The 17,202-nt window shown below is 40.8% G+C and carries 19 protein-coding genes; 13 read left to right on the forward strand and 6 right to left on the reverse strand.

The window, feature by feature from the left end:
* Positions 1–517: 517 nt before the first annotated feature.
* The 6 genes from BN6556_RS09340 (at position 518) to BN6556_RS09365 (ending at position 6,035) form a co-directional block, all read left to right on the forward strand.
* A complete protein-coding gene (locus BN6556_RS09340) occupies positions 518–1,429 on the forward strand; it encodes an ABC transporter ATP-binding protein (RefSeq protein ID WP_066190145.1) in 912 nt (303 codons plus the stop codon).
* The gene (locus BN6556_RS09345) at positions 1,426–2,136 is read left to right on the forward strand and encodes an ABC transporter permease (RefSeq protein WP_066190147.1); all 711 of its coding nucleotides are present in this window, start codon (positions 1,426–1,428) and stop codon (positions 2,134–2,136) included. Before BN6556_RS09340 ends, BN6556_RS09345 begins: the two co-directional genes overlap by 4 nt.
* Positions 2,137–2,865, forward strand: coding sequence for an ABC transporter permease (locus tag BN6556_RS09350; protein ID WP_066190149.1), 729 nt, complete (start codon positions 2,137–2,139; stop codon positions 2,863–2,865).
* Positions 2,866–3,198: 333 nt separating this feature from the next.
* Complete coding sequence (gene erm, locus BN6556_RS09355) at positions 3,199–4,074, forward strand: 23S ribosomal RNA methyltransferase Erm (protein ID WP_078060011.1); 876 nt, start codon at positions 3,199–3,201, stop codon at positions 4,072–4,074.
* A 17-nt stretch (positions 4,075–4,091) separates the two neighbouring features.
* The gene (locus tag BN6556_RS09360; RefSeq protein ID WP_066190152.1) at positions 4,092–5,069 is read left to right on the forward strand and encodes a zinc-dependent alcohol dehydrogenase family protein; all 978 of its coding nucleotides are present in this window, start codon (positions 4,092–4,094) and stop codon (positions 5,067–5,069) included.
* An 87-nt stretch (positions 5,070–5,156) separates the two neighbouring features.
* On the forward strand, positions 5,157–6,035 hold the full coding sequence (locus tag BN6556_RS09365) for an AraC family transcriptional regulator (RefSeq protein WP_066190155.1): 879 nt from the start codon (positions 5,157–5,159) through the stop codon (positions 6,033–6,035).
* A gap of 110 nt (positions 6,036–6,145) precedes the next feature.
* Here BN6556_RS09365 and BN6556_RS22630 read toward each other — a convergent pair whose 3' ends face one another.
* Entirely contained in the window at positions 6,146–6,313 is a 168-nt protein-coding gene (locus tag BN6556_RS22630; RefSeq protein ID WP_262361301.1) for a zinc-binding dehydrogenase, read from the reverse strand.
* A 146-nt stretch (positions 6,314–6,459) separates the two neighbouring features.
* Here BN6556_RS22630 and BN6556_RS09370 point away from each other — a divergent pair, with 146 nt between their 5' ends.
* Positions 6,460–7,038: a sugar O-acetyltransferase gene (locus BN6556_RS09370; protein WP_066190157.1), complete on the forward strand. Its 579-nt coding sequence runs from the start codon at positions 6,460–6,462 to the stop codon at positions 7,036–7,038.
* An 84-nt stretch (positions 7,039–7,122) separates the two neighbouring features.
* On the opposite strand, the gene BN6556_RS09375 is transcribed toward BN6556_RS09370, so the two are convergent.
* Complete coding sequence (locus BN6556_RS09375; RefSeq protein ID WP_066190159.1) at positions 7,123–7,806, reverse strand: FadR/GntR family transcriptional regulator; 684 nt, start codon at positions 7,804–7,806, stop codon at positions 7,123–7,125.
* Positions 7,807–8,343: 537 nt separating this feature from the next.
* On the opposite strand from BN6556_RS09375, the gene BN6556_RS09380 reads away from it, so the two are divergent.
* Both BN6556_RS09380 and nhaC read left to right on the forward strand, forming a co-directional pair.
* A complete protein-coding gene (locus BN6556_RS09380) occupies positions 8,344–9,504 on the forward strand; it encodes a trans-sulfuration enzyme family protein (RefSeq protein WP_066190163.1) in 1,161 nt (386 codons plus the stop codon).
* 29 nt (positions 9,505–9,533) lie between these two features.
* Entirely contained in the window at positions 9,534–10,979 is a 1,446-nt protein-coding gene (nhaC, locus tag BN6556_RS09385; protein WP_066190165.1) for a Na+/H+ antiporter NhaC, read from the forward strand.
* Between the two features lie 131 nt (positions 10,980–11,110).
* Here nhaC and BN6556_RS09390 read toward each other — a convergent pair whose 3' ends face one another.
* From BN6556_RS09390 to BN6556_RS09405, 4 genes are all read right to left on the reverse strand, one after another.
* Positions 11,111–11,338 carry a hypothetical protein gene (locus BN6556_RS09390; RefSeq protein WP_066190168.1) on the reverse strand — a complete coding sequence of 76 codons (228 nt, stop codon included), beginning with the start codon at positions 11,336–11,338 and terminating at the stop codon, positions 11,111–11,113.
* A gap of 134 nt (positions 11,339–11,472) precedes the next feature.
* Positions 11,473–12,402: a hypothetical protein gene (locus BN6556_RS09395; RefSeq protein ID WP_066190172.1), complete on the reverse strand. Its 930-nt coding sequence runs from the start codon at positions 12,400–12,402 to the stop codon at positions 11,473–11,475.
* 74 nt (positions 12,403–12,476) lie between these two features.
* Complete coding sequence (locus BN6556_RS09400) at positions 12,477–12,896, reverse strand: type II toxin-antitoxin system VapC family toxin (RefSeq protein WP_066190177.1); 420 nt, start codon at positions 12,894–12,896, stop codon at positions 12,477–12,479.
* Entirely contained in the window at positions 12,883–13,152 is a 270-nt protein-coding gene (locus BN6556_RS09405) for a ribbon-helix-helix domain-containing protein (protein ID WP_066190180.1), read from the reverse strand. The genes BN6556_RS09400 and BN6556_RS09405 overlap by 14 nt, the downstream gene beginning before the upstream one ends.
* Before the next feature lie 151 nt (positions 13,153–13,303).
* On the opposite strand from BN6556_RS09405, the gene BN6556_RS09410 reads away from it, so the two are divergent.
* The 4 genes from BN6556_RS09410 to BN6556_RS09425 all read left to right on the forward strand — a co-directional run bounded on the left by BN6556_RS09410 (position 13,304) and on the right by BN6556_RS09425 (position 17,151).
* Positions 13,304–13,960, forward strand: a complete 657-nt coding sequence (locus BN6556_RS09410) for a LiaF transmembrane domain-containing protein (RefSeq protein WP_066190182.1) — start codon at positions 13,304–13,306, stop codon at positions 13,958–13,960.
* A 364-nt stretch (positions 13,961–14,324) separates the two neighbouring features.
* Positions 14,325–15,350, forward strand: a complete 1,026-nt coding sequence (locus tag BN6556_RS09415) for a FecCD family ABC transporter permease (protein ID WP_066191276.1) — start codon at positions 14,325–14,327, stop codon at positions 15,348–15,350.
* 3 nt (positions 15,351–15,353) lie between these two features.
* Positions 15,354–16,115 (forward strand): ABC transporter ATP-binding protein, encoded by a 762-nt coding sequence (locus tag BN6556_RS09420; protein ID WP_066190185.1) that lies wholly within the window; start codon positions 15,354–15,356, stop codon positions 16,113–16,115.
* 13 nt (positions 16,116–16,128) lie between these two features.
* Complete coding sequence (locus BN6556_RS09425; RefSeq protein ID WP_066190187.1) at positions 16,129–17,151, forward strand: ABC transporter substrate-binding protein; 1,023 nt, start codon at positions 16,129–16,131, stop codon at positions 17,149–17,151.
* Positions 17,152–17,202: the final 51 nt, after the last annotated feature.

Consider the following 17,202-nt stretch of genomic DNA (forward strand, 5'->3'; position numbering starts at 1 on the left):
TTCGCTTTTTTTGTTCATTGGGAAATTCTACAAGAGGTGAAATTATGCCAATCCCGTTTTGGAGTCTGCACAATGAATGTAACAGACAAAAAAAGCGAATCGCAGACTGGAGAGCGCCAATCCTGTTCCTCAGTCCGTAAGAATCTCGCGGACTGAAAAAGAGCAAACCGCGTGCCACAGTCCATAAGAACGAATCTCGTGGACTGAAGAAGAGCAAACCGCGTGCCACAGTCCATAAGAACGAATCTCGTGGACTGAAGAAGAGCAAACCGCGTGCCACAGTCCATAAGAACGAATCTCGCGGACTGAGGAGTGCAAAACGCGTGCCACAGTCCATAAGAACGAATCTCGCGGACTGAGGAAAGCAAATCTCATTCCACAGTCCATAAGAATACTCAGCTTTGCATTCCGTTCACTGCTGAAATGCAGATAATCCCCATTTTTTAAACAAACCTTAAACAAAATGCCACCTCCATTTTAACCTTGAACCTCTATCATAAGAATAGAGGTGATAAACATGGAATATATCGTAGAGACCAAACGATTAACTAAAAAATTCGGGAAAGAAATGGCGGTAGCGGATCTGGAAATGAACATACCAAAGGGAGAGATATATGGTTTCCTTGGGCCGAATGGAGCAGGGAAAACGACGACAATTCGTATGTTATTAGGCTTAATGCGTCCAACGTATGGTTCCATTCAGCTTTTCGGTAAAGATTTGAAAAAGGAGCGAATTGATATATTAAAACGGGTCGGCTCCTTAGTGGAAAACCCGTCTTATTATCCCCATTTGACAGCCCGTGAAAATTTAGAAGCCATTCGAAAAATCCTTGATGTGCCTAAAAAACGGATTGATGACGTATTAGATTTGGTTCGACTCCAAGGTGCAGCCAATAAAAAGGTGAAAGGTTTTTCATTAGGGATGAAGCAACGCCTAGGAATTGCGGCTTCGATGCTGCATAAACCAGAGCTATTAATCTTAGATGAACCCACGAATGGCTTAGATCCATCTGGTATTATAGAAATGCGCCAGCTGATCAAAAGTCTGCCACAGCAATATGGTATGACGGTGGTGATCTCTAGTCATCTATTGTCGGAAATCGATCAAATGGCTACGACAGTTGGTGTTGTCTCCCGGGGCAAGATGATTTTTCAGGATTCGATTGAGGCAATGCGCACATTCGCGAAGCCTTCGATCCAATTGAAAACAAATGACAATGAAGCAGCATGGCGGGTGTTGCTGGCAAACGGTCAGCGAGCAGACTTAACGGAAAATAGTGTCGCCATCCATATGCAAGGGGATGAACGTGTTGCGGCAACGGTCAAATATTTGATTGAACAAGGCCTGTCTATCTATCGTGTGGAAGAAGAGAAACGATCGCTAGAGCATATTTTCCTTGAGATGACAAAGGAGGAGCAGACAGGATGATCCTTCGATTACTAAAAACGGATTTTCTGAAAATTAAATATAAAGGACTTTGGTTTCTGAGTATACTTGGACCGATTGGTGTGGTTGCCCTGCAAATGGTCAATTATGGATTCCGTAAAGATTATCTATTTCAGCAAACCGATGATCACTGGCAGCAGTATATATCACTTGTCAGTTCTTTTACACCACTTGCCATCATATTAGGGATTGTTATTTTGACCTCTTTTATGGCGAGTATTGAAGATGAAACCAATGCATGGAAACAATTAATCGCCTTACCGATATCTAAGCGAGAAGTATATTTATCCAAGTTCACGGTGATAAGTTGTTTACTGCTTATTTCCTCACTGGTATTGCTGCTTTTGACGTATCTATATGGATTAACCTTAGGCTTAGGTGAGGATATCCCCTATTTGCAAATCATTCAGCATAGCCTATTGCCATTCTTTGCGTCTTTACCTGTGCTTGGCTTGCAGCTGTGGCTTGCCCTCGTTTGTAAAAATCAGGCGATTCCGACAACGATTGGTGTGATTAGTGTGATTCTTGCCTATGCTTCGATGAGTTTACCGGATTGGGTGATTTGGAAATGGCCAACCTTGGATAATGAGTGGGGTGAGCCCTATATCAATGGTTTATTAGGTATTGCGGTAGGGATTGCTATCTATTTGGTTGGCATGACAGATTTCAAAAGAAGGGACGTTAAATAGATGTTGGCTACGATGAGTTCGGAATGGTATAAATTACGAAAATCAAAGATTATGTTGCTGGTACTTACTGCCCCATTGATTGTATTAATGATCGGTATGTCCGTCACCTATGATCTGGGAGGAGCTAACCAATGGCAAAGTAAACTAGTTACCATCAATGTTAACTATGGCAGTTTGTTTCTTCCATTGATTACAGCAGTATTTGCCGGCATCATTTGTCGTTATGAACATCAAGCAGGAGGTTGGAAACAATTATTGGCCTTGCCTGTCACAAGAGGGCGCGTTTTTCTGGTGAAATATCTGCTGTTAATATTGATTGTATTGCTGCTGCAGCTCTTATATCTGGGGGCCGTTTATCTGGTAGGCATGATCGATGGGATTACCGACCCTTTTCCTAGTGAGATTGTTTGGAAAGCAGTCTTAGGCGGCTGGGTCGCTGCTTTTCCCTTGCTCGCCTTACAACTATGGATGTCCTTGTTATTTAAAAGCTTCGCTGCTCCATTTGCAGTCAATGTGATCTTCACCCTGCCAACACTTTTAATTGTTAATTCGGAACGATTTGGTCCCTTTTACCCTTGGGCACAACCGTTTTTAATGATGAATATTGGTGGAGAGGCAGAAAACGTCTTTTTCATACCATGGGGGCAATTATTCATCGTGGTTGGCGGCAGCTTTGTCTTATTTTTTATTGGCGGTTATCTGTATTTTCAACGTAAAGCTGTATCATGAGAATAAAAAAGGCTTGCAATCAATCCCGATATTTGCCATAATACAGGTATTAACTTAAGGAGGGATTTTACCGAATGATCTTAATATTCCGTGTTTTGAACTGGTAAATGAATAGTTCATTAGCTCTGTAGTGATCAGAGCAATACGGGATACGTTTGTCCATTTTTATAATCTCTCTTCGGTATATGTAAAAGGGAAAGGTGGATGTACTGCCTTTCTCTTTTTGTATGTCCTTTTTTGAAAAGGTTTATTAATGTAGGTGTAGACCCCTTTTTTCTGATCATATATGGGCTAGAACTGTGTCTTGATTTAGAAAAAAGGAGATGAAAAAATATGAGGAAACAAAAGAAGCATAAGAGGATCAATAGAAATATGAGTAAGGGAGGTAAAGATGGCAATATACAAAGAGGCGAGCCACCCAATTTTCCAGGGCAGCACTTATTGCACAACAAAGGAATTATCAAAGGTATTGTGAAGCAAGCTTCGATACAGCGAGAGGAAACCGTGATTGATTTTGGTGCAGGTAAAGGTGTGATGACAGAAGCGATTGCCCAGAAATCTAATCAAGTGCTGGCAGTGGAGAAGGATGTAAATTTCTTGACCGTTTTAGAACGGAAATTTGCTGACAATCATTGTGTCAAAGTGATCGATCAGGATATTTTAAGGTTTGCCTTACCGAAAAAAGCGTTTGTGGTGGTATCTAATATTCCTTATGCTATTACGACACCGATTATGAAGACATTGCTAGGTAATCCGTATAATCATCTGTCCCGAGCCTTGATAGTGATGGAAAAGGGTGCAGCCAAACGCTTCACATCTCAGCGGATAAAGGATGACTATGTATTGCAATGGAGAATGTATTTTGATATAAGAATAGCAAGGTATATATCCAAAACCAACTTCGCCCCGCCACCTAAGGTTGATTCTGCATTGGTAATCATTACGAGGAAAAAACAACCATGTATTGCTTGCCAGCATGCAAATGCATTTAGAAAAGTAGTAAAGCCGTTGTTAAAAAAGCCGGATATGCCTATTGGAATCGCCCTTGCTCAGCTATTTACACACAAACAATTAAAAATAGTCAGGAAAAAATTAGGAGTTGATAATCAGTTCCCGATAGGTTATCTTTCAGAGAGACAGTGGGGAATGATTTTTGAGACTATTGTTCATCATGTTCCTAGGTATATAAAGAACAACAGCAGAAGGTAAGAAAGGACATCTCCATCATGCATAAGCGAACCATTTGTTGCTATGAATTTGGCAAGGCTGATGAGGTCTTGCAGCTAGAATATCAGGATATTGAGCCGCCAAAGGCTTCGGAGGTACTGGTCCGTATGATCGCACGGCCCATCAATCCATCCGACATTCTTCCCGTAAATGGTAGCTATGCCAATCGGATTTCATTGCCTTACACCCCTGGCTATGAAGGAGTTGGCATAGTGGAGGATGTTGGATCATCAGTGAGACAATCGATACTAGGAAAACGAGTACTGTCATTACGCGGGGAAGGTACGTGGCAGGATTTTGTCAAAGTCCCGGCACCCTTTGCGATACCTGTTCCTGATTCGATTTCGGATGCTACTGCCGCTCAGCTCTATATCAATCCGGTGACGGCTTTGGTAACGATCATGGAAAAGTTGCAGTTAAATGCAGGTCAGACACTGCTGGTGAATGCCTGTGGCTCAATGATTGGTCATCTGTACGCCCAACTAGCGAATGTTGTGGGTTTTCGCCTCATTGCTGTGACGAGAAATCTGAAACATTCACAAGACTTGTTGGAACTTGGTGCAACAGCGGTAATCGACACCTCTAGATATCCGCTGTATGAAACGGTAATGGATCTCACCAATGGTTTGAGAGCAGACGCCGCTATCGATTCGATTGGTGGACAGGAGGCAGTGGATTTAGCAGGCTGCTTACAATCGAATGGTTCTTTTATTAGTATCGGTTTATTATCGGGCATACCAATTGATTGGCAAGCATTACGGCGAGACATACGGGCTGACCTTTTCCATCTGAGACATTGGAATCAGCAGGTAACGGATCATAAGTGGCACAATACACTGCAGCAAATCGTACAATTAACAGCGAAAAAACGGCTGCAATTATTGCCAGTGAAGGCTTCCTTTCCTTTGAAATCTATCGATAAAGCCCTTCTCGCTGCCTTGGATGGTCGAAAAGGAAAAGTCTTACTAACAAGTTAAAAATCCGATAAAAGTCGTTACATTTTTGTCGGGTGACGATTGTCTCTTTTCGCTATACTAGAAAGCAATGGAAGGGAGGGAAAAGGTATGTTGAAAAGCATGAATCAGGCTATGCAATATATCGAAGAGCACTTGGATCAGACCATAGACGAACAGGAAATCGAGAGGATCGCGGGCACATCGATTTATCATTTCCGTCGAATGTTCGCTTATTTAGCTGGAATGTCATTAACAGCTTATATCCGTCAACGTAGGCTATCCGATGCAACATTTGATTTATTAAGAAAAGACGTCCGGGTGACTGATCTGGCGTTTAAATATGGCTATGATTCGGTGGATGGCTTTTCGCGAGCCTTTCGTGAGTGGGCAGGTTTTAGTCCTTCTGAGATAAGCAAGCAACACAGGCAATCATTAAAAACATTCCCGAAGCTCTCCTTCCAATTAACCATTCAAGGAGGAGTAAATATGGATTATAAAATCGTTGAGAAAGAGGCATTTAACGTGATTGGTGTTCAACGCCGTGTTCCGATGCAGTTTGAAGGTGTGAACCGCGAAATCGAGCAATTGGCTAGTAGTATTACCGATAAACAGCGAAAAACGATGCACCAATATGCAAATATGGAGCCAAAAAAGGTGATGAATGCTTCCTATCATTTTGATGAAGGTAGGATGAAGGAGGAAGGGTTTCTGGATCATATGATAGGAATGCTTACAACAGAGACTGGTCATTTTGAAGGCTTGGACGTATTAGAGGTCCCAAGTCTTACATGGGCCATCTTCTCTTCTAAGGGTGCATTTCCTAAAGTAATGCAGGATACCTGGGCTAAAATCGTCTCCGAATGGTTGCCATCTTCCGATTATGAGCTGGTCGAGGCGCCAGAGCTTTCATTTGTAGAAGATTATACCAATCTGGATGATGTATATAGTGAGATCTGGATAGCGGTGAAGAGAAAAGAACAGAACTAGGAGGAGTATACAAACAATAGAAGAGAGGCCTGCTAATGGAGTGAAATGCAGGTTTCTTTCTAATTTAGTGACTGTTTGTTACTACAGCGTTAAGTACCCCAATGACAATTTCACTTTATTTTGATAATAATTTTCCCTTTGGCCCTGCCAGATTCAGAATATTCCATTGCTTGTTGGGTATCTTCAAACGGAATGCCAGGGGTTACCAATAGTGTGCTCTTTTTCGTCTCCATTAGTTTTCCGTTTTTTCTACAAACTAGGAAGCCATCTAGTAATATTTAACAGCTTAGCAGTAGCAATAGCAAGTGTAGAAATGTTAGTATATGATTAGTGGACAATTGCCATGGGATAGGGGAAAATCATGTTTCAAAAGATGATCCAAATGGTAAATGATAAGCACAATCGATAGAAGGGAAACGATAACATGGATATGCAGGAGTTTATTGACTATTGTAAGGCAGGAAATCCAATTAGCGGAGAAGATAAAGAACTGCACACTATGCTTACCCAGTGTAGTTATGAGGCGCAAAGAATAACGATGGAACTGAATACGTCCTATCACTCGAAGGCAGAAATTGTTGAGATTTTTCGAAGATTAACGGATAGTGATGTCGATGATTCGTTTATGTGTTTTCCTCCATTTTATACGGATTTTGGGAAGAACATTGATATTGGTAAGAATGTATTTTTTAATACGGGTTGTTCTTTTCAAGATCGAGGAGGCATTTATATTGGGGATGGAGCCTTAATTGGTATGAATGTCAATATTGCAACGTTAAATCATGGCTTTACTCCGGAAACAAGAAGTACGACCTATGCTGCTCCAGTGTATATTGGGCAACATGCTTGGATTGGAACGGCAGCAACTATTCTGCCGGGTGTGACGATTGGGGATCACGCAGTAGTTGGAGCTGGTGCGGTGGTTACGAAGGATGTCCCTGAAAACACCGTAGTTGCAGGTGTACCGGCAAAAGTCGTTAAAGAAATCAATGAAGATTCGTAAAATAGAAGTCGACAGCATAGCGAAACGCTCATCAATGGAACACTCCAGGATGGGTATTTCGCTATTTTTTGACCGAAACTAGATTTAATAATCCTCGATCGAATGTCTAACGGATGCCATCATTTTTTCAAATGCCTCTACCGCTTTTTGAGGTTGATGGGCTTTAATCGCTTCCAGCATGTCTTCATGATAAGGATAGCTTTGATCAAAAATGTCCTTTACTCCAAAAGGCTCGTTCCAAAACTGGTGAAAGGTATCCCAAACTGAGTCGATAATACTGTTTAATAGGTCATTGTCCGCCACTTCATAAATGGCTTGATGAAATAAAAAGTCAGACTGATTGGCCTTGTCTCGTTCCTGTTCATGGATACAGCGGACATATTCCTTTAAATGGGATGTCATTTTATCTGTATCTGCTGATGTTGCTTTTTGGGCAGCTAATTCAACCGCTTTTCCTTCCAGAGCAAGTCGCACCTCCAACGCTTCTAGCAAAAAATCCCGTTCATTTTCTACTTCAAAAGCGGTTTGGATGTGAAAAGGCTTTGTATTTTTTACGAACGTGCCTTTCCCGTTTAAGACTTCTAGATATCCTTGTGATTCTAGTAATTGCAGTCCTTCTCGCAATGTTGATCTACCAATGTCCAAGGATTCCATTAGTGTGACAAGCGAGGGGAGTCGATCCCCTTCCTGCAGCATTTCCGATTTTATGTAGCTTTTTATCTCTTCTGCAACTAATTCAGATAGCCGTTGTTTCTTTAATATCTTCATTTGATTCACCTCAAAAAGCATGATGTTCTGCGTGTAGTATATCTTTTATTATAACCTAACTATTGGTTACAGATAAACAGACAGGTGCAAGGATCATCAAAAGGTTTAATAAACTGGTTATGAAGGTTGTCATATTCCATCAAGTAAAATAGTTAATCGGAGGGTTTACCACTTAACAGGTAGCCTGTTAGACAAATGATAAATAAGATAAACAAGATGAGAATATCAACATGGTGGAGGTTAAACAGCGCTTCCTTATTAGTAATAGTACCAATAACTCGAATGACTATCCCCACAGTACAACTAATAAATATTATTAAGAAATAGTTTCTCCTCACTTTTAGATTTTGGATATCATCACTCCTCTATTGGCAGTATAACAGAGGAGTAAGAGAATGAATAGAGCGGGTAGTTTTTACTCGGGATGTCCATCCGTCAAATAGTCTGAATAATCAAACCTTTCATACAGGTTGAAAGTATGATAGAATAATAAACAAATTTTCCAGTTTCATCATAAAAGAAAGAAGGATGGCTCGTATGACATATACAGATGAAGAAATATGCACACAGTTTGGGGAAAATCCATCCCAATATGAAGGGGCAGTTTCCCCTCCGATTTATCAAACCAGTTTGTTTACGTTTAACAGCTTTAGGGAATTTACGGAAGCACAGAAGCTGGAAAGGGAAAATTATGTATACTCAAGAGGGGTAAACCCAACCGTCAACATACTGGAAAGAAAACTGGCAGCCCTGGAAAGAGGAGAAACATGTAAATGCTTTAGCTCAGGCATGGGGGCAATAAGTGCCACACTACACACCTTATTACAGAACGGTGATCATGTGCTGTTGGTTAATAACATTTATGGCCCAACCATTCAATTGGCTGAGTATTTAACGAAATTTGGTATTTCCTATAGCTTTGCAGAGGAGTCGTTCGCGAATTGGGAGGATCAGATACAAGATAATACCAAGCTGATTTATGCCGAAAGCCCGGGAACGATGTTAATGAAAACGATCGATCTTCAGGCTATCGCAGAAACAGCAAAGGCAAAAGGTATTACTACGGTAATCGATAATACGTGGTCCACACCGATTTTTCAGAAACCGTTGACGCTGGGATTTGACCTGTCGATTCACTCCCTTACCAAATATATTGGCGGGCATAGCGATGTAGTTGGTGGTGCAGTGATTGGCGATCATGCGTTAGTAGATGAAATCTTCCAATATGGTTACCAGCTCAATGGGGCTGTTTTAGGGGCTCATGACGCCTACTTGATTAATCGTGGCTTACGTACCTTGCCAATCCGGCTCCAGCAGCATCAGGAAAACGCGATGAAGGTGATTGCGTATTTACAAACCAAAGAGGAAATCGTTGCCATTCACCACCCAAGCATAGATACGGCAGATAAGCCATATGTGAAAAAGCAAATGAGTGGATTTTCGGGATTATTGAGCTTTGAGATCAAGCATGACGATTTTGCTAGTATTTCTCGATTTATCGATGCCCTTTCTTTATTTAAAATTGGAGTAAGCTGGGGTGGTTATGAAAGTCTGGTCAACTCGCCGTTAAAAGATGATAATAAGCAGCAACTACTTGAACAGGGTATTTCTCCTGGCTTGATCCGTCTATCGATCGGTTTAGAAGGTGCCACGTTGCAGATTAATGACTTGGAAAAGGCATTTCAACAGTTGTCATGATACTCTATAGAGAAAGGAAGAACTAATTTATGAGCGAGAAAAATGTTCGACGTCCTTCATTTGTGATGAGTTTGATTCCCATTGCACTTGCCTTAATTGTTTTTATTGGTGGAATTGGAATCCTCCAATACCCAGCTGAATTGATGTTGTTGTTTGCTGGGGTGATCTTTGCCATTTTTGCTGTTTTGTATGGGAATAAGTGGGACACGATTATTGAGACGATGGGGTCCAAAATCAAAAAGGCGTTACCAGCCATTCTCATCTTGTTTTGTATCGGGTTATTGATTGGAACGTGGATGATTTCTGGTACGATTCCATTGTTTGTATACTATGGGCTTGAATTGATAAACCCTAACTACTTGTACGTATTGGCCTTCCTAGTAACCGCGATTATTTCGACCTGTGTGGGTACCTCATGGGGAGCTGCCGGTACGATTGGGGTAGCCATCATGAGTATTGCGCAGACCATGGATTTATCGTTAGCTATTACAGCGGGTGCCGTTGTATCCGGTGCTTATTTTGGGGATAAGCTATCTCCATTGTCGGATACAACGAATATGAGTGCCATTGCTGCTGGGTCTAATTTATATGATCATATTAAGCATATGCTCTATACCGCCGTGCCATCTTCTATCTTGGCTATTATTGTCTTCTATTTTGCAGGTACTGGTACGGAGACGGATGAAGCAAGACTTTCCAGTATTCAAGAAATGGTAACGGGATTAGATGAGTTATTTCATTTGAATCTGTTACTTTTAATTCCAGCGCTTATTGTTATTACGGGATCATTAATGAAAAAGCCGCCGATTATTGTATTATTTTCTTCATCTGTGATTGCGATGATCTTAGCCTTATTTTTCCAAGGTGCTTCTTTTGCGAATATATTCAGTTCTGCGGTTTCGGGGTTTAACGCCGATATGCTGGAAGCTGGTGCAGCAGGAATCAGCGAGGACTTACAGGAGCTACTAAACCGCGGTGGACTCTATTCGATGTATAATGCGACGTTTTTTATTTTTGTTGCCTTTTTCTTTGCGTCGGCATTGGAAGTTTCACAAGCCTTAAACACGATTTTAGAAGGCATTATCAAGCATTTACGAACCATCGGAAGTTTAACGTTTTCTGCCCTTGTTACAGGGTTTGCGGTGATCAATTGTACATCCAATGCGCTTGTGTCTTATTTCTTGATTCAAGATATCTATGGCAAGGCATACAGGGAAAAGAACATGCACCCTGTCAATTTGTCCCGTAATATGGAGGATTCCATTACGATTACAGAGGTGTTAATGCCTTGGACCGTTTCCGGGGTGTTTATGGCGACAACCTTAGGGGTAGACAATTTCGAGTTTTTACCTTGGGCAATTTTTAATCTGGGTGGCTTTGTATTCTCTGCCCTTTATGGCTTTTTAGCACCGATTACCGGAGGATTTGGTATTCGGAAATTGGATGTTGATCAGACAAGTAGCACGGATAAATAAGGGTCATAAAGTTTCAAAGACCTGGTGAAAATGGTGCGACGAGGGTCTGGTGTTTATGGCATAAGAAATCCCCATCTGTTATCAGGTGGGGAGGCTATGCTGGCATTTTATCTACCAAAAAATACGTATCTTTAAGCATTTTTTCGTTGTTGTTTTTCTTCTTGCTCTTGTTTCAATTCTTTTACTTCGTCCAGGGTTAATCCTGTTTTTTCAGCGATCAGTTCTAACGATAGAACATCAAGTAGAGACTGGGCAATTTCTTTATTCCGTCTTTTACTGGCTCTTTCAGCAGCATCCTTGCTGGCCTTTTCAACAGCTTCCTGTTTCTCTTCTTCAAAAGCTCTGCCAACCTTTGTCATTCTCAACCACTCCTTTACTTGTTCAATAGGATTAATGGTTACAACCTTAAAAAAGTGACTAAAATAGTTTAAGTCAGTGATAAAGTACACGGAGTCTTGATAAGTGTTGCCTTACTCGCTAAACATACGTATCTTTAAGCATTTTTTCGTTGTTGTTTTTCTTCTTGCTCTTGTTTCAATTCTTTTACTTCGTCCAGGGTTAACCCTGTTTTTTCAGCGATCAGTTCTAACGATAGAACATCAAGTAGAGATTGGGCAATTTCTTTATTCCGTCTTTTACTGGCCCTTTCAGCAGCTTCCTTGCTGGCCTTTTCAGCAGCTTCCTTGCTAGCCTTTTCAACAGCTTCCTGTTTCTCTTCTTCAAAAGCTCTGCCAACCTTTGTCATTCTCAACCACTCCTTTACTTGTTTGGCATACGTATCGTCGATAAATTTGTCTGTCGCCGTAAGGATTCCCGCAATAACTTGCACTTGATTCTGCTCATTGTCCATTCTCTTAGCTAGTTCTACGGACGCCTGGATTAATTCATTGCGTTTTCTGACACTGTGCATCAAAGGAACGAGGCTAAACTGGAATAATTCTTCGTGCGTTAACGGTTTTCCTGCTTCCATTTTTTCTCCGAGCTGTTCCATAATAGTGTCCCCATTATAGTCGGATAAGAGGATCGGTGTGGAGGAAATGGAGACATCGCCAATATCTAAGCCATCGCTAACTTTTTCCACATCGCTCGTATAAACAACGACAACATGTAAATGCCGGATCTGTTTTTCTTTTTGTAGAAATCTTTGCGACATCCTGTGTGCATATCGCATGTACTTCAAATGATTCTCTACAAAACGAGTGTTGCTTTCGTATTCCAACATGAGGATAGAACTGTCGTCTAGCTCAAAAAAAGTATCCGATCGTGCATCGTCTGCTGTAATCTCTGGGAAGTCATTGGGCAGCAGCCCCTTAATTTTTGGCATATCTTCTAGACCGAAAACATCAAGCGTCACATCTTTATAAAAATCACTTAAGAACCTCAGTAGAATATCTTTATTCTGATAAGCTATTCCCTCTCCCATTATTGCACTCTCCCTGTATATATTTAGTATACCACATTCCTACCTTTTGATAAATTTGCACTTTCTAGCCTCAGCTACGGAACGATCTCCATTTCCGTATGGTAAAAAGATTGATCAAAACCAAAAACTTGTTGAATTTGCTCCTTTTTCATTATGGCTAAGTTAACAGCATCTGTATAAGACAAACGCTGGTCCGCCAAATCCAACAAAATCTGTTCAGCTAATTCACGCGTGTCTGTATCTACATCTATGACATCCAAGGCTCTGTTTGCTTTAGAGTGGTTAATGATGTCAAGAAAGCGCTGGGCATAGATAGCCCCTTCTCGATACCGAAGCCATGTATAAGTCTCTGCAATGACGCAACTTGAAGTGATGCGAGTAATGGAAAAATCAAGCTGCTCAAAAAAATGACGTGCTTTTTTGTGATGTTGGTCAGACGTTGACATTAAAGCAATCCATGCCCCTGTATCAATGAATAATTTACTCCTTTTCATTGGTTTCACGCTCCTCGCTTAGATAAACAGTAGAATCATGGTGAGTGGAGCCTTTGCTGTCACCATCTTTTACCATGCCAATAAGCTGGGCTAAGGGATCTTTACTTGTCTCCCTCTTCACCAGATAATCATCCACAGCCTCTCTAATTATCTCGGCTTCCGTTTTTCGTTCGCGTGCAGAGAGTTGTTTAATTTGTTTGTTTTGACTAGGTTCTAGGTAAACTTGTTTTCTGACTTTATGTGTATCATCGTTCATTGTTTATCACCTCATATACATTATATAATGTATAGATGATGTATACAATTGAAAAGGCTTACCTAATTACGGCGGGTTTGCATTGACAACATATATTATTAAGTAAATAATGAAGGCAGTAAGACAAATTGCAACGTTAGGGGAGATGTTAATGGCTGGAAGAGTATGGATTGGTCTATGCTTTCTTTTGTTTGGTATTGGTTTTCTTTTACATCAAGTGGATATCATTAACTTCGGACAATTACTATCTACCTGGTGGCCGCTTATTTTAATCATGATTGGTATTATTCAGTTATTCTATCGTCATCAGGCTTCTAAAGTATCTGGTTTCATGTTTTTATTTGTTGGGGTCTTCTTTTTGGTAAATCAAGTGTTTAACTTAAATGTGGGTCCTTATTTGGTGCCTTTTCTTCTGATCATTATCGGTATTATCATTATCTTCCATCGATTTAATCGTGGAAAAAGAGCGCATACGGACACAGATTTAAACACATTTGCACTATTTTCGGGTGCAGAGATCCGGAGTCAATCGCAGAATTTTCGTGGTGGTAGTGTCACAACGATCGTGGGAGGAGCGGAAATTGATCTTCGCGACGCACATATTGTTGATGGAGCTATGCTTTATGTAACGTCTGTATTAGGTGGGGCTAGCGTTATGGTTCCAGAAAACGTTCAAGTCGAAGTGACGGGTATTCCCATATTAGGAGGATGGGAAGATAGCACAAGACGGTCTAATGGAGAGGGAGAAGTTATTCGACTAAAGCTTCACTGTCTGACCATTCTTGGCGGGGCAGAGATTAAGAATTAATCATCATTTGTAATCCTCGCTGTTAAACATCTTAGTGATATAAAATCATCAACCCACACACATCGAGTAGTGTGGGTTTTTGAGTTGCATGAATAAAGGATATTGTGAGCACGCTCTTGTCTAATGGCCTTTTTTCGGTAACCAATTCTCTACTTTTATCAAAAAATCCTCAGCATACATTGGTTCATTTCCATAAAAAATCACAACTCCTCCAATTTAATTCAAAAACAGATTGCAAAAATAACGACCTTCCTCTATAATGAAAATGATTCTCATTATCATTTAAGAAAAGTGAGGAGGTGAATATTTGCGTAGTGAACAAGTAAGCAATGCAGGACTCAAGCAAACCTATTATCTGTTTGCCATGGTCTTCCTTATTTGCGCAATTGCAATTACTGCTGTTTATTCCGTCTCTATCGGTCAGGTCCCTATCCCGTTTCAACAGTCGATGCAAGTGGTGCTACATACCATCACCAGTGGTCACCTTGGATCCTTAGATCAGATAGAGAGTGATTCATATACCAATATTATCATGCAAGTTCGTATGCCGCGTGTCCTATTTGCTTTATTGATAGGTATGGGCCTTGCGCTATGTGGTGTAGTGATGCAGGCCATCGTACAAAATCCACTAGCCGACCCATACATACTTGGTATTTCGTCAGGTGGTTCATTAGGGGCTACCTTTGCTATTCTTGTGGGATTTGGCAGTGGAACGGTATTGGCCCAGTTTGGAGTCGCATTTGGTGCATTCATGGGTGCAATGATTACCTCCGTTCTCGTTCTTGGTATATCAAGCATTGGGGGAAAGGTAACGTCGATTAAATTGGTGTTGTCTGGTGTCGTGATCGGCGCCTTATGCAGTTCATTATCTAGTCTGGTCATTTTCTTTGCGAATGATGCGGAGGGAATCAAGAGTGTCACTTTTTGGACCATGGGAAGTTTGGCGTCAGCGAGTTGGAGCAAATTACCTATTATGACTATTATTGTACTGGCAGGATGTTTTCTCTTTCTTTTTCAGCATCGCGTGTTAAATACCATGTTATTAGGCGATGAATCGGCCATCACCTTAGGCATTAATCTCAGTGTGTTCCGAAAACTATACATGATCATCGCGGCATTGATTACCGGCACCATGGTTGCTTATTCAGGAATGATTGGCTTTGTTGGTCTGATTATCCCACACATATGCAGGGGGTTAGTTGGTTCCGATCATAAACGATTAATGCCAACATCCTTGCTCTTAGGAGGCCTCTTCTTGATGTGGGCAGACGTGTTGTCGCGGATACTGGTAGAGAACGTGGAGCTTCCGATCGGTATTCTTACTTCTGTGATCGGCTCTCCATTGTTCATCTATATGATTGTGAAAAAAGGCTATAATTTTGGAGGGTAAGCGATGCAGCTAGTAGTGGATCAATTGAAGACAAAATTGGGAAAAAAGGAAATTGTGAAGAATATTTCATTGCAAGTCAACAATCAAAAGTTTGTCGGCGTGATCGGACCGAATGGCTGTGGAAAATCCACGTTATTAAAGAGTATTTATAAAAGCATTCCTCCACATAACGGTAAGGTTGTTTTGGGGGATATCGATGTCCTAAACACATCACAAAAGAAGATTTCACAGCAATTAGGCGTCGTCGGGCAGTTTAATGAAATGCATTTTGATTTAACGGTGGAACAAATGGTGCTGTTAGGCAGAACGCCGCATAAGAAGTTGTTAGAAGTAGATAATCAAGAGGATATTGATATCGTGGAAGAGGCATTAAGACAAACGAATTTATTAGATTACAAGAACAGAAGTTATTTATCCCTATCAGGTGGTGAGAAACAACGGACCATTTTGGCACGAACCATTGCGCAACAGCCGCAATTTATGATTTTAGATGAGCCAACCAATCATTTAGACATTCGTTATCAACTGGAAATTTTACAATGTGTCAGAGATTTAAAGATTGGTGTCTTGGCGGCACTACATGATTTAGAGATGGCTGCTCATTATTGTGACTATCTTTATGCAATGCAGAATGGGAAGGTATATGCGTCCGGGACACCGGAAGAGGTGTTAACCCCGGATATTATTGGTGAATTATATCAAATCAAATGTGAAACATACACAAATCCAGTAACGAATCAACTAGGATTTGTTTACAACATATAACAGGAGGATGAATATGAAAAAATATTTATATATATGTATGGTTGTTACGATGATAAGCCTACTAGCAGCTTGTGGAAATGAAACAGAGAGTAATGCAACAGCAGAAGAGGGGACAGCCGAAGAATATCCCGTAACGATTACCAACTATACCAAAGCAGAGGGTGGCGCGGAATGGGAAGAAAAGGATCAAGAGTTTGATCAAGCTCCTGAACGAATCATGGCTAATACAAGACCAGCTGCCGAATTATTATTGCATTTAGACTTGAAAGATAAGATTGCGGGTGTTGGAGCTAGTTTCGGTGCTCCAGATTCAACCGTTGAAACGGACTATAATGATTTAAACATCCTAAGTGATTCTTATGTAGGCAAAGAAGTAGCTTTAGGCACTGATCCCGATTTAATCTTTGGCAGAGGCGGCTTATTTACGAATGATGAGTGGGGTGTCGGGACAGTAGACTCCTTAAATGAGATGGATGTGAATACTTACGTGCTGGAATCCTCGATACCTGGTGCAACCTATGAATCGATCTACAAAGATATCGAACAGGTTGGTGCTATTTTTAACGTGCAAGATAAAGCAGAAGCGTTTATTTCACAATTAAAAGAGCAAGAACAAGCCATTATCGATAATTTATCAAGTATTGAGGAGAATAAGACATTTGTCTATTTACACATGACTGATCCGAATGAGGTATCAGTGTACGCTTCTGGAGAGGAAAGCTTTTTTAATGATGTATTTAGTAAAGTGAAACTCACCAATGCTTTTGAAGGGGAAACAGGCGAGGTAAGCTTAGAAACGTTAATCGAAACAGACCCGGATGTACTAATTATTCCGACTTGGATAGATAATGATCCTGAGAATGCAGAAAAGGTAAAAGAAGGCTTATACAGTAATCCAAAGTTATCTAGTATGAAGGCGATTCAGAACGAGCAAGTGTATGCGGTGGATTACAATTACATGTTTGGCTACAGCTACAATGCCTTAGATGGTATGGAAATCTTGGCGAAAGAAATGTATCCAGAATTATTCGAGTAAACTAGAAGGAGGAGTTCCTTCTCCTTCTCTTGTTTGCTGATCACAGAAGTT

The sequence above is a fragment of the Gracilibacillus timonensis genome, from assembly GCF_900086715.1.
Taxonomy (GTDB): Bacteria; Bacillota; Bacilli; order Bacillales; family Amphibacillaceae; genus Gracilibacillus; species Gracilibacillus timonensis.